General features: G+C 56.0%; 20 protein-coding genes. 9 read left to right on the top strand and 11 right to left on the bottom strand.

Going from position 1 to position 19275, the window contains the following annotated elements; translation table 11 throughout:
* Window positions 1-46: 46 nt before the first annotated feature.
* Entirely contained in the window at window positions 47-2689 is a 2643-nt protein-coding gene (gene mutS / locus FE702_RS12085) for a DNA mismatch repair protein MutS (RefSeq protein ID WP_255449670.1), read from the top strand.
* Between the two features lie 88 nt (window positions 2690-2777).
* Here mutS and FE702_RS12080 read toward each other — a convergent pair whose 3' ends face one another.
* Window positions 2778-3362, bottom strand: a complete 585-nt coding sequence (locus tag FE702_RS12080; protein WP_147126562.1) for a nucleotide exchange factor GrpE — start codon at window positions 3360-3362, stop codon at window positions 2778-2780.
* Window positions 3363-3371: 9 nt separating this feature from the next.
* On the bottom strand, window positions 3372-4427 hold the full coding sequence (gene hrcA, locus FE702_RS12075) for a heat-inducible transcriptional repressor HrcA (RefSeq protein ID WP_147126561.1): 1056 nt from the start codon (window positions 4425-4427) through the stop codon (window positions 3372-3374).
* 119 nt (window positions 4428-4546) lie between these two features.
* Here hrcA and rph point away from each other — a divergent pair, with 119 nt between their 5' ends.
* From rph to hemW, 3 genes are read left to right on the top strand one after another with little or no spacing between them, the layout of a single operon-like run.
* Window positions 4547-5257: a ribonuclease PH gene (gene rph, locus FE702_RS12070; protein WP_147126560.1), complete on the top strand. Its 711-nt coding sequence runs from the start codon at window positions 4547-4549 to the stop codon at window positions 5255-5257.
* Entirely contained in the window at window positions 5257-5868 is a 612-nt protein-coding gene (gene rdgB, locus FE702_RS12065) for an RdgB/HAM1 family non-canonical purine NTP pyrophosphatase (protein WP_147126559.1), read from the top strand. Before rph ends, rdgB begins: the two co-directional genes overlap by 1 nt.
* On the top strand, window positions 5865-7007 hold the full coding sequence (gene hemW, locus FE702_RS12060) for a radical SAM family heme chaperone HemW (protein WP_147126558.1): 1143 nt from the start codon (window positions 5865-5867) through the stop codon (window positions 7005-7007). The genes rdgB and hemW overlap by 4 nt, the downstream gene beginning before the upstream one ends.
* Here hemW and FE702_RS12055 read toward each other — a convergent pair whose 3' ends face one another.
* From FE702_RS12055 to hemJ, 7 genes are all read right to left on the bottom strand, one after another.
* Window positions 7008-7886, bottom strand: a complete 879-nt coding sequence (locus FE702_RS12055; RefSeq protein WP_147126557.1) for a ParB/RepB/Spo0J family partition protein — start codon at window positions 7884-7886, stop codon at window positions 7008-7010. It abuts the gene before it with no gap.
* 12 nt (window positions 7887-7898) lie between these two features.
* Complete coding sequence (locus tag FE702_RS12050; RefSeq protein WP_147126825.1) at window positions 7899-8687, bottom strand: ParA family protein; 789 nt, start codon at window positions 8685-8687, stop codon at window positions 7899-7901.
* Window positions 8688-8694: 7 nt separating this feature from the next.
* Window positions 8695-9294 carry a 16S rRNA (guanine(527)-N(7))-methyltransferase RsmG gene (rsmG, locus tag FE702_RS12045; RefSeq protein ID WP_147126556.1) on the bottom strand — a complete coding sequence of 200 codons (600 nt, stop codon included), beginning with the start codon at window positions 9292-9294 and terminating at the stop codon, window positions 8695-8697.
* Window positions 9284-11158 (bottom strand): tRNA uridine-5-carboxymethylaminomethyl(34) synthesis enzyme MnmG, encoded by a 1875-nt coding sequence (mnmG, locus tag FE702_RS12040; protein WP_186827071.1) that lies wholly within the window; start codon window positions 11156-11158, stop codon window positions 9284-9286. Before mnmG ends, rsmG begins: the two co-directional genes overlap by 11 nt.
* Window positions 11159-11160: 2 nt before the next feature.
* Window positions 11161-12444: a tRNA uridine-5-carboxymethylaminomethyl(34) synthesis GTPase MnmE gene (mnmE, locus tag FE702_RS12035; RefSeq protein WP_147126554.1), complete on the bottom strand. Its 1284-nt coding sequence runs from the start codon at window positions 12442-12444 to the stop codon at window positions 11161-11163.
* A 13-nt stretch (window positions 12445-12457) separates the two neighbouring features.
* Window positions 12458-13741: a transcription termination factor Rho gene (gene rho / locus FE702_RS12030; protein ID WP_147126553.1), complete on the bottom strand. Its 1284-nt coding sequence runs from the start codon at window positions 13739-13741 to the stop codon at window positions 12458-12460.
* A gap of 117 nt (window positions 13742-13858) precedes the next feature.
* Window positions 13859-14314, bottom strand: coding sequence for a protoporphyrinogen oxidase HemJ (gene hemJ, locus FE702_RS12025; RefSeq protein WP_147126552.1), 456 nt, complete (start codon window positions 14312-14314; stop codon window positions 13859-13861).
* A gap of 415 nt (window positions 14315-14729) precedes the next feature.
* On the opposite strand from hemJ, the gene FE702_RS12020 reads away from it, so the two are divergent.
* The 4 genes from FE702_RS12020 to dnaQ are packed head-to-tail and all read left to right on the top strand — an operon-like array spanning window position 14730 to window position 17425.
* Window positions 14730-15326 (top strand): Maf family protein, encoded by a 597-nt coding sequence (locus FE702_RS12020; RefSeq protein ID WP_147126551.1) that lies wholly within the window; start codon window positions 14730-14732, stop codon window positions 15324-15326.
* Window positions 15323-16153, top strand: a complete 831-nt coding sequence (locus tag FE702_RS12015; RefSeq protein WP_147126550.1) for a shikimate dehydrogenase — start codon at window positions 15323-15325, stop codon at window positions 16151-16153. The genes FE702_RS12020 and FE702_RS12015 overlap by 4 nt, the downstream gene beginning before the upstream one ends.
* A complete protein-coding gene (coaE, locus tag FE702_RS12010; RefSeq protein ID WP_147126549.1) occupies window positions 16150-16743 on the top strand; it encodes a dephospho-CoA kinase in 594 nt (197 codons plus the stop codon). The genes FE702_RS12015 and coaE overlap by 4 nt, the downstream gene beginning before the upstream one ends.
* Window positions 16736-17425, top strand: coding sequence for a DNA polymerase III subunit epsilon (gene dnaQ, locus FE702_RS12005; RefSeq protein WP_147126548.1), 690 nt, complete (start codon window positions 16736-16738; stop codon window positions 17423-17425). Before coaE ends, dnaQ begins: the two co-directional genes overlap by 8 nt.
* A 5-nt stretch (window positions 17426-17430) precedes the next feature.
* Here dnaQ and secB read toward each other — a convergent pair whose 3' ends face one another.
* Both secB and FE702_RS11995 read right to left on the bottom strand, forming a co-directional pair.
* On the bottom strand, window positions 17431-17937 hold the full coding sequence (secB, locus tag FE702_RS12000) for a protein-export chaperone SecB (RefSeq protein WP_147126547.1): 507 nt from the start codon (window positions 17935-17937) through the stop codon (window positions 17431-17433).
* A gap of 43 nt (window positions 17938-17980) precedes the next feature.
* Entirely contained in the window at window positions 17981-18484 is a 504-nt protein-coding gene (locus FE702_RS11995) for an FxsA family protein (protein ID WP_147126546.1), read from the bottom strand.
* Window positions 18485-18607: 123 nt separating this feature from the next.
* Here FE702_RS11995 and FE702_RS11990 point away from each other — a divergent pair, with 123 nt between their 5' ends.
* Complete coding sequence (locus tag FE702_RS11990) at window positions 18608-19264, top strand: Tim44/TimA family putative adaptor protein (RefSeq protein ID WP_147126545.1); 657 nt, start codon at window positions 18608-18610, stop codon at window positions 19262-19264.
* The last annotated feature ends 11 nt before the right edge of the window (window positions 19265-19275 follow it).

Genomic DNA, 19275 nt, shown 5'->3' with positions numbered 1-19275 from the left:
GGGTCCGACGAATTGTTGGTGTAGACCCGCGTTTGGGGACGGAAAGATGAGCAGCAAATCAACAGTCACGCCGATGATGGCGCAGTATCTTGAGATCAAGGCAGAGTATCCTGACGCCTTGCTCTTTTACCGTATGGGCGACTTTTACGAGTTGTTCTTTGATGATGCCGTTGCCGCTGCCGAGGCGCTGGATATCGCGCTCACAAAACGCGGCAAACATCTGGGCGAAGATATCCCGATGTGCGGCGTGCCGTTCCACGCAGCCGAAGCATATTTGCTGACGCTGATCCGCAAAGGGTTTCGCGTCGCAGTTGGCGAACAATTGGAAAGCCCTGCCGAGGCCAAGAAACGCGGATACAAAGCCGTCGTCAAACGCGGCGTCGTACGTTTGGTTACACCCGGCACCCTGACCGAAGACAGCCTGCTCGACGCGCGATCCAATAACTTTCTCGCCGCATTTAGCCAGGTTCGAGACGAAACTGCCCTCGCTTGGGCTGATATTTCGACAGGAGATGTCTGGGTCCAACCCTGCCCGCGCGTAAAACTTGGGCCGGAATTGGCACGTCTGGGACCAAGTGAAGTCTTGCTGAGCGAAGGCACATTTGAGGACCTTGCCCCAATTGTCGAAGACGTGGGCGCGTCACCCACCGAACTTGGCAAAGCCTCTTTCGACAGCAACAACGCCGATCATGTCGTCCGCCGCGTCTATCAGGTGGCAAGTCTCGATGCGTTTGGCACATTTGAACGAGCGGAGCTTTCGGCGCTGGGGGCCCTGCTCGGCTATGTCGAACTCACCCAAAAAGGCAAAACTCCGAGCCTCCGACCACCGATCAAGGAAACGCGCGGTCAGGCCATGGAAATCGACGCTGCGACGCGTCGGAACCTCGAACTGACGCAGAGCCTTTCCGGAAAACGCTCCGGATCGCTTCTATCCGTGATCGATCAAACCTTGACCGCAGCGGGCGCGCGTCTGATGACAGCATATCTGACCGGGCCGTCCCGTGATTTAGAGGTGTTGAACACCCGTCTCGACCGCGTGGATGTGTTGCGCAATGATCCGACGCTCCGCTCTGCCTTAAGGGACAAGCTGCGCGGCACACCCGATATCGACCGTGCGGTGTCTCGGCTGGCGCTGGACCGGGGTGGGCCGCGGGATTTGGCGGTGGTGCGCACGGCTTTGGAGGCGGCACAAGAGATTGCGGCATTGGTCGCTGCGTCAGACGACATCATTGCAACCACGGCGGATGATCTGATCGGTCTCGAAGACCTGCAAGTCACGCTCGATGACGCACTAGTGGCCGAACCGCCGCTTCTTGCACGCGATGGTGGGTTCATTGCGGCCGGTCATCACGATGAACTCGACGAACTGCGCACCCTGCGTGACGAAGGCCGCGGCGTGATCGCAGGGCTGCAAAAGAATTACAGCGATCTTGCCGGTATCACGGCGCTCAAGATCAAGCATAACAACGTCCTTGGCTACTTCATCGAAACGACGGCCACGCATGCGGACCGGATGATGGCGGCACCCCTGTCGGACACATTCATCCACCGGCAGACAACCGCGAATGCCGTGCGGTTCACGACTGTTGAACTGTCGGAGTTGGAGCAAAAGATCCTGACCTCTGCCGATCAAGCTCTGGCGATTGAACAGAGACTGTTTTCAGAGCTTCAGACTGCTGTGTTGGATCACGCCGCCGAGCTGGGCGAAGTGTCCAAGGCCATTGCGGGTCTCGATGTCGCCGCATCACACGCCGAACTCGCCAGTATTGCAAATTGGACGCGCCCGTCGTTGTCGTCAGGAACAGAGTTTCACGTGAAGGGTGGCCGACACCCGGTCGTCGAAGCTGCGCTGCGGGCGTCCGGTGAAAGCTTTGTTGCGAATGATTGTACCCTTAATGATGACCGGCTGTGGCTTCTGACCGGACCGAACATGGCGGGTAAGTCGACGTTCCTGCGCCAGAATGCCTTGATCGTCCTGCTCGCCCAGATGGGCAGTTATGTTCCGGCGGATGAGGCGCGGATTGGCTTGGTCTCTCAACTGTTTTCACGCGTCGGGGCCTCTGATGATCTGGCGCGAGGGCGGTCAACCTTCATGGTCGAGATGGTGGAAACGGCCGCGATCCTAAACCAAGCCGATGACTGCGCCTTGGTAATCCTCGATGAAATCGGGCGCGGCACATCGACCTATGACGGGTTGTCGATTGCTTGGGCGTCGCTGGAACATCTGCATGACGTCAATAAATGCCGCGCGCTCTTTGCCACGCATTACCACGAGATGACCGCTTTGGCGGGCAAGTTGGATCACGTAGAGAACGCCACCGTCGCCGTGAAGGAACATGACGGTGATGTAGTGTTTCTGCATGAGGTCCGACGCGGCGCAGCAGATCGCAGTTATGGGGTGCAAGTAGCCAAACTGGCGGGTCTGCCGCCAGCTGTTATCGACCGCGCCAAGGTTGTTCTTGATGCGCTGGAAAAGGGCGACCGGGAAGGTGGTGGCGCAAAGTCAGCGATTATCGACGATCTTCCGCTGTTTGCAGCGTCACCCGCCCCCGCACCCAGCGCGCCGAGTTCGTCGGATGTTGAAGATCGGCTGCAGGATGTACAACCAGACGACCTTACCGCGCGTGAAGCCCTCGACCTTATCTACGAACTAAAGTCTCTTTTGGCTGAAACGCAGTCCCGGACCTGATCCGGGGCCTCCACCCACAACGGCTAGCCCTCAAACAAAAAAGCCCCGCATCAAGTGCGGGGCTGCGTTTGTCACTTGATACGAGGTACTAACTCGCCGGCATCGACGACACGCCAACTTGCGCCGGGCGCAGCAGGCGATCGTGCAGCATAAACCCTTCGGCGGCGACCTGAATGATGTCACCCGCTTTGGTCCCCGGCACGGGGGCCTCAAACATTGCCTGATGCAGCTGTGGATCGAATTTATCGCCAACTTCCGGCGAAATAGGCACAATACCGTGCTTGCCAAAGACGTTGATCAGCTCGCGCATGGTCAACTCCACGCCCTCGATCATCGCCTTGACGGTATCGTCCAGCTCGTCACCCAGGTTTTCGGCGCTTTCGATGGCGCGTTTCATGTTGTCGTAGACTGGCAACAGGTCCCGCGACAGCTTGGAGCCGCCATAGTTCTCGGCTTCTTTCCGATCCCGATCAGACCGTTTGCGCGCGTTTTCAGCATCCGCCAGTGCGCGCATCCATTTGTCTTTCAGATCGTCACGCTCGGCGCGCAGTGCGTCCAGCTCTGCAGCTTCATCCGTGATCTCTGCCTCATCTTCGGCGTACTCTTCGGCCTCGGCGGCGTCGACATCGTCCAGAAAGTCGTCGAGCGTTCCGATTTCATCTTTGTCTGCCATTTTGTCCTCTTACGTGCGGTCAGTCAGAGCACGTCCAACAAGCTCAGCTGTGTAATTCACAATCGGCACGATGCGTCCATAGTTCAGGCGTGTCGGTCCAATGACCCCCACCGCGCCAATCACCTTTCGGTCAGCGTTCATATATGGAGACACGACCAAAGAGGAACCCGAAAGTGAGAAGAGTTTGTTCTCTGAGCCGATAAAAATGCGCACACCCTGACCTTCTTCGGCCAATTCAAGGAATTCGGCGATGTCACGTTTGCGCTCAAGGTCATCGAACAGGGTTTTGATCCGATCAAGGTCGGCTTCCTCGGTCTTTTCCAGCAGGTTGGAACGACCTCGGACAATCAGACGCTCATGCCGCGATCCCTCCTGCGACCATGTCACCAGTCCACTTTCGACCATTTCGGCGGCAAGGCTGTCGATCTCGCGCCTGCGTTTTTCAATTTCGGCCGCGACTGCGGATTGCAACGAATCAAGAGTCCGACCTTCTGCGACCGTGTTCAGGAAATTGGCCGCTTCACGCATGGACGATGGCGTCTGACCCGGCGGCGGTGTGAAAACGCGGTTTTCGACCTCACCGTCAGCAAAAACCAGAACCACCAGCGCCCGGTCAGGTGCGAGCGACACAAATTCGATATGTTTGATCGGCGCGGATTGCTTGGGCGCCAAAACAAGGCTCGCTCCTTGCGTCATGCCGGACAAGGCCCCGCCGATGCGGTCCAATATCGTCCCGACATCACCGTCATTGACGGTTCGGTCCAACGCATCCCGGTCTTCGCGGCCCAAGGAATCGACCTCAAGAACACCATCCACGAACATGCGCAGGCCCAACTCCGTCGGTATCCTCCCCGCAGACACATGTGGTGAGTTCAAAAGACCCAAGAATTCGAGATCCTGCATCACGTTGCGAATGGTTGCAGCACTGATTTGTTCGCTAAAAGTTCTGGTCAGCGTACGTGATCCTACGGGTTCACCCGTTTCCAGATACCCTTCAACGATGCGCCGAAACACTTCTCGGGCGCGATCATTCATCTGATCATAAAGATGTGGCTGTTTATCCATCAGGCGATCCACCTCGGCTGCGGCGTTACTTGTAACGTGTGGCAAAGATATGGGTCAATCTTACTTGCCTTTCACCCACTGCGCCGCATAGTCCGACCAACTTAGCAAGGAATTGACCGATGAGACCCTCAGGCCGCGCCACCAACGAAATGCGTTCGATCACCGTTGATCTGGACTATGCCAAACATGCCGAGGGCGCATGCCTGATCAAGATGGGCGACACGCATGTCCTGTGCACCGCCTCGTTGGAAGAGCGCGTGCCACCGTTCCTGAAGGGCACAGGGCTGGGCTGGGTGACGGCTGAATACGGCATGCTGCCGCGCGCGACGCACACCCGCATGCGGCGTGAGTCCAAGAACGGCCAATCGGGCCGGACGCAAGAAATTCAGCGCCTGATCGGTCGTAGCCTGCGCGCCGGTGTGGATCGTGTGGCTTTGGGAGAACGTCAAATCAGCATTGATTGTGACGTTATTCAGGCCGATGGCGGAACGCGTTGTGCCTCCATCACTGGCGGTTGGATCGCGCTGCGTCTTGCAGTCAACAAATTGATGAAAGCAGGCGATATCGTGTCTGATCCGCTGGTTGATCCGGTCGCTGCGGTCAGCTGTGGCATCTATGGCGGTCAGCCTGTTCTGGATCTTGATTACCCAGAAGACAGCGAAGCCGCCGTCGACGGCAATTTCGTAATTACTGGCTCCGGCAAAATGGTTGAAATCCAGATGTCTGCCGAAGGCGCCACATTCTCGCGCGCGCAGATGGATGACTTGATCGACCTCGCGACCCAAGGCGTGTCGCAATTGGTGCAAATCCAAAAAGACGTCACAAGCTGATGCGGCGTCTGACCGAGCCCAAGATTGTTCTAGCCTCTCACAACGCGGGCAAGCTGCGCGAGATTGCCGGGTTGCTTGAACCGTTCGGCATTGATGTCGTTTCAGCCGGAGATCTTGGGTTGCCTGAACCCGAAGAGACCGAGGACACCTTTGCTGGCAACGCACGGATTAAAGCCCATGCTGCCGCAAAGGCGTCGGGCCTTCCGGCTTTGTCTGACGATAGCGGTCTGTCAGTCGACGCGCTGAATGGTGAACCGGGCGTTTACACCGCTGATTGGGCCGAAACCCCGAATGGTCGCGACTTCGCGATGGCGATGGGCAAGGTTCACGACAAACTTCAGAGCCAGAACGCGGCCAAGCCTTGGACGGCGGCATTTCACTGTACCCTGTGCCTGGCATGGCCCGATGGTCATGACGAAATATTTGCGGGCATCGCTAAGGGTGAACTGACTTGGCCCATGCGCGGAGAGAACGGTTTTGGCTTTGATCCAATGTTCATTCCAACCGGCCATACCCAAACCTTTGGTGAAATGCTGTACGAGGACAAAGCCCCGATCAGCCACCGCGCGGACGCCTTTGCCAAATTTAAGGCTGGCGCGCTCGGCCAGTGAGCGAGACGCCCGATTTCGGACTGTACCTACATTGGCCGTTTTGCGCGGCCAAATGCCCCTATTGCGATTTCAACTCGCATGTCCGCGCAAGGATAGACGAGGCGCTCTGGAAACAGGCATTTTTGGCTGAGATCAGGCGGGTTAGGGTCGAAACAGGCCCTCGTGTACTGAAATCCATCTTTCTGGGCGGCGGTACACCCAGTCTCATGTCGCCTGAATTGGTCGATGCGCTTCTACAAGCGTCCAAAGACGCTTGGGCGTGGTCCAACGATATCGAGATCACACTTGAAGCCAACCCGACGAGCATCGAAGCGGAACGGTTCGCCGGTTACCGCGATGCCGGTGTGAACCGAGTATCTCTTGGCGTGCAGGCCTTGAGGGAAAAGGATCTGCGATTACTTGGTCGCTTACATTCTGTCGAAGAAGCGCTGCAAGGTCTTCAAACCGCACGCGATACATTTGAACGCGTCAGTTTCGACCTGATCTATGCACGTCAGTATCAAACACTGGATCAGTGGGACGCAGAACTGCGCGAAGCGTTGTCATTCGATCCCGATCACCTATCGCTGTATCAGTTGACGATCGAACCAGAGACAGCCTTTGGAAAACGCTTCGATGCCGGTGCTTTGCCTGGTCTGCCCGATGAAGACACCGGTGCCGACATGTATGAGCGGACCCAAGAGATCTGTGAGGCGCATGGCTTGCACGCCTATGAGGTGTCGAACCATGCCAAAACTGGCGCAGAATCCCGTCACAATATGCTATACTGGCAACAACAGGATTGGGCTGGGATCGGTCCAGGCGCGCACGGGCGCCTCACAATAGACGAAGTCCGATATGCCACCGAAACGCATCTAAGCCCCGAAAGCTGGTTGGCCGCCGTCAAAGATCAGGGCGATGGTACATCTGTCAAAAACACGCTTGATCGCCAAGGACAGCTAGGGGAACTGCTTTTGCTTGGTCTGCGCGTAACGGATGGGATCAGCACAGAAAGATTGGCCAGGCTGGGATGGGATCAGAATTGCCGAGCCGTCGTGTCGATGCTGGACGATAAATTCATCGAAATCGTCAATGACCGGCTCTGTGCGACAGCAAAGGGGCGGCCAGTGCTGAACGCGATCATCTCACAAATGCTCTGATCAGCGTGCCAGCCGGGCGCAAAGATCGTCCAACTGATCCAAAGACGTGTACTTGATGGTGACGGCACCAGCTTCACCGCCAGCCTTGTGGTCGATGGCGACCTTCATGCCGAGCGCCGCCGACAAATCATTCTCTAACGCACGTGTATCAGCGTCTTTTTCAAGCTTTGGGGCCTTGGGTTTCGGCGCAGGCGGCGGGGTGCCCTTGGCCAGTTTCTCGGTCTCACGCACCGACAGACCCTTGGCAACAACCTGCGCTGCCAAATCAGAGGCGTTGTCAGACGTGATCAAGGCCCGCGCGTGTCCCGCCGAGAGTTTTCCGGCTTTGAGCAGTTCCTGTACGTCCAGCGGCAACGTCAAAAGTCGCAGAATATTGGCGATATAACTCCGGCTCTTGCCCAGAACCTCACCCAATTGCTCTTGTGTGTGACCAAAACGGTCCAAAAGCTGCTGAAAGCCCAGCGCCTCTTCCACCGGGTTCAGATCAGCGCGTTGGATGTTTTCAATGATGGCGACCTCAAGGACTTCTGTGTCCGTGAAATCGCGAATGACCACGGGAACTTCGTGCAACTGCGCCAGTTGAGCAGCGCGCCAGCGCCGTTCACCGGCAACGATTTCATACTCATCGGCCGATCCTGGACGTGCCCGCACGATCAGCGGCTGAATTATCCCCTTTTGCCGGATCGAAGCCGCAAGATCGTCGAGATCAGATTGGTCAAAGCTGCGCCGCGGCTGATCCGGATTTGGAAACACTCGCTCTATGGGCAGATGCGTATCGGGCCGCTGCGGCGTTTGCGGCGTTGCGGCGGTATCTTGCTCTACATCCGCCATCAAGGCCGACAAACCGCGCCCCAGACCTCGTTTCTTATCTTTGGCCATGGTGAGCCCTCCTTATGCTGGGACGTTTGTTTTTGCGAGAAGTTCGACCGCCAGATCACGATAGGCCCGTGCGCCCGTAGATGTGGGGTCATATTGCAAAACCGGCATCGCAAAGGACGGTGCCTCGCTCACACGGACATTGCGCGGGATGATGGTGTCAAAGACCAGATCGCCCAGATTATCTCTGGCGTCCTGTTCGACCTGCTGAGACAGGTTATTGCGGCGGTCAAACATGGTTAAAACAACGCCCTCGATGCGAAGCCGTTCGTTCGCCGTGGTGCGAATTTCGCGGATTGTCAGCATAAGTTGAGACAACCCTTCAAGTGCAAAGAATTCGCTTTGCAGTGGGACAAGAACCGAGTCCGCAGACACCATTGCGTTGACCGTGAGGAGGTTCAGCGACGGAGGACAGTCGATCAAAACAAAATCAAATTGACCCGCGGCCTCTGACGACCTGAGCGCGTCGTGCAAAAGGTAAGACCGCTTTTCATTCGACATCAACTCGATATCTGCCGAGCTAAGATCAACCGTCGAAGGCACAAGGTACAGGCCGTCAATCTCGGTGGCATAAATAGCCTCTTGGATTGGCGCGTCCTCTAGGAGGACGTCATAGGCGGTGAGTTCGCGATCCTCTGGCATCAAACCCAAGCCGGTAGAGGCATTGCCCTGTGGATCGAGATCAACAATCAAAACCCGACGTCCTTCGGCCACCAAAGCCGCCGCCAGATTTATCGTGGTCGTTGTCTTGCCCACGCCACCTTTTTGGTTGGAAACGGCAATGATGCGCGCGCGGGCCTGCATAAGAGGGTCAGACACGGGCAATATCTCCAATCTTCAGAATCACAGCATTCGGATCCGTTGCACTAGGAACCTTTTCGACGGCAAAGCGCCAGTCATTTTCAGCCGTTTCGATCTCTTCGTCCGCGCGCGCGCCTTTTGGGAAAACTGCCGTACCGCCAGGTGCAAGATGTCGATCACAGAATCCCAACAGGGACGCAAGGTCCGACAGCGCCCGCGCCGTCACAAGCTGCGCGTTGAGCGGCGGACATTCTGAAATACGGCGCGACAGCACCTTCGCTGGCAATCCCAGATCGCGGATAACGGTTTGCAGAAAAGTAGATTTTCGTATGTCCGCCTCAATCAGCGTGACTGCTTTGATGCGAGGATCATGCTTCGCGCAGATGGCGAGCACAATCCCAGGCAGACCGCCACCGCTCCCCATATCAACAAGCAATTCCGCATCTGGCAGAATTGGCCAAATCTGAAGGGAATCCTCAATATGTCGCGTCCAGATTTCATCCTCTGTGGACTTGGCCACGAGATTGATCGTGTTGTTCCACTTCAGAAGGAGCGCGACGTAAGCCTCCAGATCGGCCTTTGTTTCACGTGAAACATCTTCAAGACGCACGCGACCTCTCCTCCCGTTTCAGATGGGCAAGGATCAATGTCAAAGCCGCAGGGGTCATGCCATCGATCCGCTTTGCCTGACCGAGGCTTGATGGACGAACGCGATCCAGCTTTCCACGAACCTCAGACGACAAACCATTCAACATCGTGTAGTCGAAGTCGTCCGGGATAATCCGATCTTCATCCTTTGCCATCGCTGACACTTCAGCCGCCTGCCGCTGCTCATAGCTGAAATACAAAGCTTCTTTCTCAAGCTGCTCTGCAATGTGGTTCGGTGTACTGGCTAAGCTTTCGCTGAGGCTTGCGACATCTGCAAACCCCACAGATGGGAACGCCAAGAGCTCCATGCCATTGCGCTTCTGACCATCCTCCTTCACAGCGATCCCCGCCGATTTTGCCTGTTTCGGCGTCACCGACATTGAAGTCAGACGATCCTTGACCTCTGTGAGTTGATCCAGCTTGCTGGAAAACGTCGCCCATCGCTTCTCACCCACGCAACCAATATCCCGACCAAACGGTGTGAGGCGTTGGTCTGCGTTGTCCACGCGCAGGGAAAGACGAAACTCTGCGCGCGAGGTAAACATTCGGTAGGGCTCTGTGACACCTCTTGTCACCAAATCGTCGATCATCACTCCGATATAAGACGATTGCCGCCCAAACGTTATTGCTTCACGCCCTTGGACCGCCGCTGCTGCGTTCAAACCTGCAACCAAACCCTGCGCGGCGGCCTCTTCGTAGCCCGTCGTCCCATTAATCTGACCCGCCAGATACAGGCCAGGTGCCTGCCGAAGTTCCAGGGTTGGCTTGAGATTTCTGGGATCCACGTAGTCATACTCGATAGCGTATCCCGGCTGAAGAATTGTGACATCCTCTAGTCCAGCAATCGAGCGAACGTAATCCTCCTGCACATCCTCGGGCAAAGACGTCGAAATACCGTTCGGGTAGATGGTGGGATCATCTAACCCTTCCGGTTCTAGGAATATTTGGTGCGAGGCCTTATCGGCAAAGCGCACGACTTTATCCTCGATTGACGGGCAATAGCGGGGACCAACGCCATCGATATGGCCCCCATACATTGCAGAGCGATCCAGATTTTTCTCAATGATCTCATGCGTGCGGGGATTCGTGTGAGTGATCCCGCAAGACACCTGGCGCGCTTCAGGCGATGTATTCAGAAATGAAAACATCGTTGCTTGATCATCACCGGGCTGCATCTCAAGCCCATCCCAGTTTATGGTCCGGCCATCCAACCGAGGCGGTGTCCCTGTCTTCAGACGACCCAATTTAACACCGAAGTCAGAAAAACGGTCTGACAAGCGATCCGCCGATTTCTCTCCCATTCGACCGCCGCCATAACTGACATCACCAATGTGGATTTTACCCCGCAAAAACGTGCCGGTGGTCAAAACCACGGCCTGAGCGCTCAACTGTGATCCGTCGCCCAAAGTCACGCCGGCCACGGAACCGTTCACTTGAACCAGGTCAACGACCTCACTCTCAATCACAGCTAATCCGGCCATCGCAGCGATTTCTGACTGCATGCGCACCCTGTAGATCCCACGATCGGCCTGTGCGCGCGGACCTTGGACGGCTGGTCCCTTACGACGGTTCAGTAATCGAAATTGAATACCTGCGGCGTCAGCAACACGACCCATCAGGCCATCCAAGGCGTCTATCTCACGAACGAGATGCCCTTTCCCGAGGCCTCCGATGGCGGGATTGCAAGACATGACGCCGATCGCATCTTGCTGCAACGTGACCAAAGCCACCCGCGCACCCATACGATGCGCGGCAGCTGCCGCATCGCAACCCGCATGTCCGCCACCCACGACGATGACATCAAAGTCATGTTTCACGTGAAACACTCCTATTTCCCGATGCAGAAAGACGAAAAGATTTCCCCCAGAACGTCCTCAACGTCAACGCGACCAATGATCCGTTCCAAAGGCATAATAGCAGACCTAAGCGCATCACTTAGAATTTCTTCTGGTGCTTGCGTCTCGCGCTGTTCCCGAAAGAGAACCAGAGAGTCAGACGCTTGTTGCAACGCAATCCTGTGCCGCTCTTTTGAAGCTAGCCCCGCTGATGCCGCGCGCTGACCCAAGATGCCTTTCACCCGATCAAGAAACTCGCCAACACCTTTGCCTGTCTTTGCGCTGATTCCATCGCTGGTTTGGTCCAGGTCCGCCTTCGTCCTCAGGCATATATCACCATCTACAAACCCACCTGGCTGACTGTCCCACGGGCTATCTTTCAGGAAAACGCGAAGATCCGCTGCATGCGCCCGTGCCAAACCCCGACGCACACCTTCGCGTTCAACCACATCGTCTGTGTCACGTATTCCGGCCGTATCCAGAAATGTCACCGGCAATCCATCAAGGTCCATATGGACCTCAAGCACATCGCGCGTTGTGCCTGGGATATCTGTAACGATAGCCGCTTCTCTTCCGACCAGAGCATTGAGCAACGTCGATTTGCCGACATTCGGCTCACCAACAATGGCTACTTCAAATCCTGACTGAAGTCTCTCGGCCGCGCTCAGACCGTTCAATTGCGCCTCAATCCCGGATGCGGCAGTCGCTACCAATGCATCAACTTCAGGCCACACATCCGTAGGAACCTCTTCATCGGCGAAATCAATCGTCGCCTCAATCAATGCCGCCGCACGCAGCAAGGACTGACGGATGTCACTCAGAGCGTCGCGCAGTTCACCGGAATATACATCAAGCGCAAGACGGCGCTGAAGCTCAGTCTCGGCCTCGATCAAATCCGCGAGACCTTCGACTTGCGTCAGATCAAGCTTACCGTTTTCGAACGCCCGCCGTGTGAACTCGCCCGCCTCAGCATGTCTGAAGCCGGGTATGTCTGACAGAACCTTTAAGATCGCTGCGACCACTGCCGTACTGCCGTGTAAATGCAGTTCAACGGTTTCTTCCCCGGTAAAGCTCGCGCCATGCGCAAAGCTCAACACCATTGGATGGTCGATGACTTCACCACCTGTTGTGGTGAATTTGCGTACCGACGCTATCCTTGGTTTTGGCACCGAAATGTAGGGTTGCAGAGCATCCACACAACCCGCCCCGCTGATACGCAGGACGGACACGCCGGATTTCCCGATTCCACTGGCTACCGCGAAAATGACATCAGCCATCGGCGCGCACCAATCAGGTGTTCATCGAATCAAAGAAATCCGAATTGGTCTTGGTCTGCTTAAGCTTCGAGATCAGGAACTCAATTGCGTCCGTGGTCCCCATCGGGTTCAGGATACGCCGAAGGACATAGGTCTTCTGCAGATCAACCTTGTCGACCAGAAGGTCCTCTTTCCGTGTACCGGATTTGAGAATGTCCATAGCTGGGAACACGCGTTTATCCGCGACCTTGCGATCCAGAACGATTTCCGAGTTACCGGTGCCCTTGAATTCTTCGAAGATGACTTCGTCCATGCGCGAACCCGTATCGATCAAAGCTGTGGCAATGATCGTCAGCGATCCACCCTCTTCGATATTCCGCGCTGCACCAAAGAACCGCTTGGGGCGTTGCAAGGCGTTTGCGTCGACACCACCGGTCAGAACCTTCCCTGATGATGGAACAACAGTGTTGAACGCACGGCCCAGACGCGTGATCGAGTCGAGCAGAATAACGACGTCCCGCTTGTGCTCAACAAGACGTTTGGCCTTTTCAATAACCATCTCAGAGACAGCCACGTGACGTGTCGCTGGCTCATCAAACGTCGAGCTGATGACCTCACCTTTCACGGACCGCTGCATGTCCGTGACTTCTTCCGGGCGTTCGTCGATCAGAAGGACGATCAGATAACACTCCGGATGGTTTTTTTCGATGCTTGTTGCGATGTTCTGCAGCAGGACGGTCTTACCGGTCCGTGGCGGAGCAACGATCAACGAGCGCTGGCCCTTACCGATTGGCGACACAAGGTCGATGATCCGCGCTGACCGATCCTTGATCGTTGGATCAGCGACCTCCATGTGCAGGCGTTCATCCGGATAGAGCGGTGTCAGGTTGTCGAAGGCAATCTTGTGCCGCGCTTTCTCAGGCTCTTCGAAGTTGATCTTCGTGACGCTGGTCATGGCGAAGTAACGTTCATTTTCGCCCGGCGCCTTGATCACACCTTCGACGGTATCGCCGGTGCGCAGTGAAAACTGACGGATCATGTCTGGCGAGACATAGATGTCATCCGGACCCGGAAGATAGTTTGCCTCTGGCGACCGCAGGAACCCAAACCCGTCCTGTAGCACCTCAAGAACGCCATCACCCGAGATTTCCCAGCCGTCCTCGGCGCGCTCTTTCAAGATGGCGAACATCATGTCGCCCTTGCGCATGGTCGATGCGTTTTCGATCTCAAGCTCTTCGGCCATGGCCAACAGCGCCTTAGGGCTCTGCGCCTTCAAATCAGCCAGATTCAAACGCTCCGTAGAGGTTTCTTCGCTCATGCGGGGACCCGCCTATCGTAATGTCGGTTTTCAGGATGAAACTGCGATGCCCGGACGGGCTGCGCGGAGACAGCTAGGGGTTTTGGCTCTCGGAGTCAACTTTGCCGGGCAATCCGCTCAGAAAGGTCTGACAACCACCATGACGACGATGATCAACATCAGGATGGTCGGCACCTCATTCATGATGCGATAATGGCGTCCCGGCTTATCATTTGTCCCGTCTGCAAATGCGCGGATGCGTCCCGCCATCCAGCCATGGGCCGCTGACATGCCCAAAACGGCCACCAGCTTAATGTAGAACCACGCTGACGCCCAATCGACGACCCCTGGTGTCGCCATAAGCAAGAGGCCAAAGACCCACGTGGAAATCATCGCCGGATTCATGATCAGCTTGTACAGCTTGCGTTCCATGATCTGGAAGGTTTCGTCCAGCTCGCTCCCAACCGCGGCCCGTTCAGCGTGATAGACAAACAAACGCGGCAGATAGAACATCCCGGCCATCCAAGAGATCAGCGATACAAGGTGTCCGACCTTGATCCATGGGTAAGCCCAGCTGAGCAGTTCTGCGATCATTCTATGTGTCCGTCCCTGTCGTCTGAACACACTCATAAAATAATAAATATAGAAAGAAAGGATTTAGATGATTTAGGGGGCTGTCAGCCTGTGGATTATGGGTTTGTCGACCGAGTTATCCGCAGAAACCTTGCCTGTTTGTAAAGATACCTAGGTATACAGCGTTCTCATATTTTAGCATTTGTATTCAGACACTTATGATCTAATTGCATGTGGACAAGACTTGTATGGGATCATGGTAACTTCCGTGGTTGAGGATTATCCTTGTCTCAAAGTTACCCCTGTCCACACTTGCAAAACCCTGTATCAGATCGGGACGAAAGATGGGTTTTTCCGCCGGCTGATCGGCCACGTGGTTTGATCCGGAAAACAGTCACCCTTTACACCGTTTCCGATACACGCAGTTATTCACAGCATGACCCTCATCATCCTGGCCTCTCAGTCTGCCGCGCGTAAGCAATTGCTCACGCAAGCGGGCGTTCCGTTCAAAGCCATGCCGGCACGGATAGATGAAGACATGGTTAAGATGTCTCTAGAAGCCGAGGGTGCGACCCCGCGCGACATCGCCGATACTTTGGCAGAACTAAAGGCCCAACGCGTGGCCAACAAACATCCCGATCAGATGGTGCTTGGCTCTGATCAGGTTCTGGCTTTCCAAGGCAAGTGCCTTTCCAAAGCGGCCAACCCGAACGCGCTCAAAGAACAATTGGCGATGCTACAGGGTCAGACGCACAGCTTGCTCTCGGCGGCGGTCATTTACAAAGACCATGAACCCATGTGGCGACATGTTGGGACGGCGCGGATGTCGATGCGGACACTGTCGGCACAGTTCATCGATGACTACGTCGAGACCTACTGGTCTGACATTCAATACTGTGTCGGCGGCTACCGCGCCGAAGCAGAAGGCATCCGCCTGTTCTCCAGTATCCAAGGCGATATGCCGACAATCATGGGCTTGCCGCTTTTGCCCCTCTTGGCGTTTTTGGCGCTGCATGACACTGTCGCGACATGAGTAGTTCGCTTCCCATCGCAGGTGTGATCGGTGATCCGATTTCGCACAGCAAATCACCCAAGCTGTTCCGCCACTGGTTGGACCGCTATCAGATCAGTGGTCATTACATTCCGCTGAAGGTGGCTGAGCAGGATTTTGAATCCGTCGTGCGAACCTTGCCAAAAATGGGATTTGTAGGTGCAAACGTCACGATCCCTCACAAGGAAAAGGTGCTTGAGGTTGCGGACAAGGCAACGGATCGTGCCATTCTGATCGGCGCGGCCAATACGCTGATTTTTACCAATGATGGGCAGATTCGGGCCGACAATACGGATGGTTACGGATTTCTTGCCAATCTGAGACAAGGGGCGCCCAAATGGGTCCCGGATGCTGGACCGGCCGTGGTCCTCGGTGCTGGTGGTGCGGCGCGCGCGGTGCTTGCTACGTTGATCGAAACCGGTGTTTCGACCATCTATCTGTGCAACCGGACGCGCGGTCGCGCCGAGGTTTTGCAGCAATCTTTCGGTCCTCGGGTTACGGTTGTCGATTGGGTCGAAGCTGGCAACGTAATCGAAGACTCTCAGACAATCATCAACACCACCTCCTTGGGCATGATCGGGCAACCGGAACTGCGCGTTCCTCTGGACGGGCTGGAGCCAGGCAATGTGGTCACGGATCTGGTCTATGCGCCACTTGAAACGCGCCTTCTGCGCGAAGCGCGTCAGGCTGGATGTGATGTGGTCGATGGGCTCGGCATGCTCTTGCATCAGGCCGTACCTGGATTTGAGCGCTGGTTTGGCCAGCGACCCGAAGTTGATCACGACACGCGGCTTTCGGTTCTGGGATGAGGTTTGATCTGGGTCTTACCGGGTCGATCGGCATGGGAAAGTCGACGACGGCGGCCCTGTTTGCGGATCGCGGATGCGCAGTCTGGGATGCCGATGCTGCCGTGCATGAGTTGTACAAAAGCAAAGCCAAAGGTGCAGACGCCATTTTCGCCTTATGCCCAGACGCCGTGACCAGCGACGGTGTCGACCGGCAACGATTGAAAGCCGCGATAGCAGAAAACCCTGCCCTCTTGCCTCAGATCGAGGCGGTGATTCATCCGCTTGTGGCAGAACACCGCGCAGAGTTCCGTGCGACGGCGACAGCAGACATCCGCGTCTTCGACATTCCGCTGTTGTTCGAGAAAGGAAGCGAAGCTGAGTTTGATGCCGTTGCGTGCGTGTCTGCCCCAGCGCATCTTCAACGTGAACGGGTGCTGGCGCGACCAAACATGACAGATCAGAACCTTGAAATGATCTTGGCCAAGCAAATGCCAAATGCGAAAAAAGCTGCGCGATCAGATTACGTCATCGACACCACTTCGCACGCGACGGCGGAAGCCGACGTTGATAGAATTATCGCAGACATCAAGGATCGTTTGAGCCATGCGTGAACTGGTACTGGATACCGAAACAACCGGATTTGAACCTGATCAGGGCGACCGCATCGTTGAAATCGGCGCGGTCGAGCTTTGGAACCATGTCCCCACTGGCCGGACATATCATCAATACATCAACCCAGAACGGTCCATGCCGCAGGAAGCGTTCGAAGTTCACGGGCTTGGCGATGATTTCCTGCGGGACAAGCCTGTCTTTGCGGACATTGCACAGGATTTCGTGGATTTTGTCCGCAACGACAAGATGGTGATCCACAACGCGTCCTTCGACATGAAGTTTCTCAACGCGGAACTGTCATGGTTGAACCGGCCGACGCTGCCGAATAATCAGGCGATTGATACGCTTATGATCGCACGCAAACGTTTTCCGGGCTCGCCTGCGTCTTTGGATGCCTTGTGCCGTCGCTTTAACATCGACAACTCGTCACGAACGCTGCACGGCGCGCTGCTCGACAGTGAAATTCTGGCCGAAGTGTATCTGGAGCTGATTGGCGGGCGTCAGCCGGATTTCGCGCTAGGCGCGTCACAGGAAACGGCTGGCAGCGCAGGCCATGACGGCGCGTGGCGCATTCCCCCGCGTCCGCAGCCATTGGCGCCGCGCATCACAGATAAAGAGCGCGAGGCGCACAACGCCTTCGTGAAAGGCTTGGGCGACAGCGCGCTCTGGAAAACCGTCTAAGTGGCTTACGCCTGCGGTGTCGGGGTGCCTTCGGCCTTTTGTGCTTCGACACGGCGCTGAATCTCAGCGCGATACAAAGCCATAAAGTCGATGGTTTCGAGGTTCAGTGGCGGGAAACCACCATCGCGGGTCACATCGCTGACAACACGGCGCAGGAACGGGAAGATCATGCGCGGACATTCGATCATCAGGAACGGATGCAGCTGCTCTTGTGGGACGTTTTCAACGTGGAACAAGCCGGCATATTCGATTTCCAGCAGAAACAGCTTGTCGCCCGAGTCCTTGGACTTGGACTCGATGTTAAGCTTGATGATCACTTCGTACTGGTTTTCAGCGCCACGCTTCTTGGCGTCGAGGTTCACCTGAACGGAGATCTCAGGTTTGGGTTCGCCGGTCAGACCCTTCTGCGCGAGAATATTCTCGAACGACATATCCCGGATGTATTGACCCAGGACCCGCATATTCACTGCGGCTGGTTTCTGTTCTTCTGTCGCTGCACCGTTTTCGGCCATGATAACCCCTTAAATCTGATGTTAGGGGTCGATTATCAGGCCACTAGTGGCGCGTCCACCCAGACGGCGGTTGATCGGGATGCGGTGGCTCGGCGGTGACGTCCTGGTAATCGCCATCAATGACGGTGGAGCCGGATGGCGGGCGCTGTGCACCTTGGTGTTGTGGACCGCGTGGATGTTCACCCATCTCAAACCGGGCAACTTTGATCCGGGATTTTGCAAAGGCAATCACGGCTGTGCGAACGCCGGGGATCAAAAGGGAAAAGCCCACGGCGTCCGTGAAGAACCCGGGCGTCAGAAGCAGGGCGGCTGAAAACAGGATCAGCGCACCGTGCGCTATTGGTTCGGTTGGGTCTCGCAAATCACGGAACGATCCGCGCAATTCACCCATCGCACGCATACCCTGTTGCCGGACCAAAAATGTGCCCAGCATCGCCGTTGCGATCACAATCCCGAGGGTTGGCCACAACCCGATCGCTCCCCCCACTTGGATGAAAAGAGCGATCTCAATCAGTGGAATCGCGATAAATGCGATAAGCAGCCACATAGTGGGTTCCTTTGTACCGTCATCAGAGGTGACTTCGGGCCTTCGTGTAGACTTGACCCCACCCCTGCCTTACATATGTGCGCCGTAACACTGTTTTTCCAGCCACACATGGGCGGCCCCTCTATGAACTCTTCTATTGTCCAGCTTCTTGTCCTCGCAGGTATCGCGGTCTTTCTGATCTTGCGCCTGCGGTCCGTTCTGGGCTCACGCGATGGTTTTGAACAAAGCGCGCCTCGTTCGCGCCAGCCAGAGCCGCCAAATCGCAGCTTTGAAGTCATCGAAGGTGGACCTGATCGCGACATTACTGATCATGTGGATGAGGGAAGCTCCTCTGCTGATGCACTCGCGCAGATGAAAAAGGCCGAGCCTGGCTTTGCTGTTGGTGATTTTCTCCAAGGCGCGCGCGGTGCGTATGAGATGATCCTGATGGCCTATGAAAACGGCGATCTGTCCGAGGTGAAGGATTTTCTCGATGGCGACGTGTACGAAGCGTTCGCTGCTGGGATCGAAGCTCGGAATGAAGCCGGGTACACGATCGAAGCTACCTTCATCGGTCTGCGCGAGATTGCTTTGGAAGAAGCCACGTTTGATCCAGAGACAAGCGAAGGCGAACTGACGATCCGGTTCGTTGGTGAGCTTTCTTCGACGGTTCGTGACCGTGGCGGTGACATTGTCGAAGAAGAAAGCAGCGCCATGAAGCAACAGCGCGATGTCTGGACCTTCGCACGCCGCATGGGCAGCGACGATCCAAACTGGATGCTGGTCGCGACCGGCGACTGATTTGCGCGTGA

Source organism: Shimia ponticola (genome assembly GCF_007995215.1).
Classification (GTDB): Bacteria; Pseudomonadota; Alphaproteobacteria; order Rhodobacterales; family Rhodobacteraceae; genus Shimia_B; species Shimia_B ponticola.
Note: the sequence above shows the minus strand (reverse complement) of the source record. Positions and strands in the feature narration are given on the sequence as shown.

What these genes read in the sequence shown, in the direction of transcription:
- dnaQ (WP_147126548.1), top strand. Translation starts at nt 16,736, where the DNA reads ATGCGTGAACTGGTACTGGATACCGAAACAACCGGATTTGAACCTGAT.
- coaE (WP_147126549.1), top strand. Translation starts at nt 16,150, where the DNA reads ATGAGGTTTGATCTGGGTCTTACCGGGTCGATCGGCATGGGAAAGTCG.
- FE702_RS12080 (WP_147126562.1), bottom strand. Translation starts at nt 3,362, where the DNA reads ATGGCAGACAAAGATGAAATCGGAACGCTCGACGACTTTCTGGACGAT.
- mutS (WP_255449670.1), top strand. Translation starts at nt 47, where the DNA reads ATGAGCAGCAAATCAACAGTCACGCCGATGATGGCGCAGTATCTTGAG.
- hemJ (WP_147126552.1), bottom strand. Translation starts at nt 14,314, where the DNA reads ATGATCGCAGAACTGCTCAGCTGGGCTTACCCATGGATCAAGGTCGGA.
- rdgB (WP_147126559.1), top strand. Translation starts at nt 5,257, where the DNA reads ATGCGGCGTCTGACCGAGCCCAAGATTGTTCTAGCCTCTCACAACGCG.
- FE702_RS12050 (WP_147126825.1), bottom strand. Translation starts at nt 8,687, where the DNA reads ATGCAGGCCCGCGCGCGCATCATTGCCGTTTCCAACCAAAAAGGTGGC.
- rho (WP_147126553.1), bottom strand. Translation starts at nt 13,741, where the DNA reads ATGAGCGAAGAAACCTCTACGGAGCGTTTGAATCTGGCTGATTTGAAG.
- FE702_RS12055 (WP_147126557.1), bottom strand. Translation starts at nt 7,886, where the DNA reads ATGGCCAAAGATAAGAAACGAGGTCTGGGGCGCGGTTTGTCGGCCTTG.
- FE702_RS12015 (WP_147126550.1), top strand. Translation starts at nt 15,323, where the DNA reads ATGAGTAGTTCGCTTCCCATCGCAGGTGTGATCGGTGATCCGATTTCG.
- FE702_RS11995 (WP_147126546.1), bottom strand. Translation starts at nt 18,484, where the DNA reads ATGTGGCTGCTTATCGCATTTATCGCGATTCCACTGATTGAGATCGCT.
- rph (WP_147126560.1), top strand. Translation starts at nt 4,547, where the DNA reads ATGAGACCCTCAGGCCGCGCCACCAACGAAATGCGTTCGATCACCGTT.
- hrcA (WP_147126561.1), bottom strand. Translation starts at nt 4,427, where the DNA reads ATGGATAAACAGCCACATCTTTATGATCAGATGAATGATCGCGCCCGA.
- FE702_RS11990 (WP_147126545.1), top strand. Translation starts at nt 18,608, where the DNA reads ATGAACTCTTCTATTGTCCAGCTTCTTGTCCTCGCAGGTATCGCGGTC.
- secB (WP_147126547.1), bottom strand. Translation starts at nt 17,937, where the DNA reads ATGGCCGAAAACGGTGCAGCGACAGAAGAACAGAAACCAGCCGCAGTG.
- mnmE (WP_147126554.1), bottom strand. Translation starts at nt 12,444, where the DNA reads ATGGCTGATGTCATTTTCGCGGTAGCCAGTGGAATCGGGAAATCCGGC.
- FE702_RS12020 (WP_147126551.1), top strand. Translation starts at nt 14,730, where the DNA reads ATGACCCTCATCATCCTGGCCTCTCAGTCTGCCGCGCGTAAGCAATTG.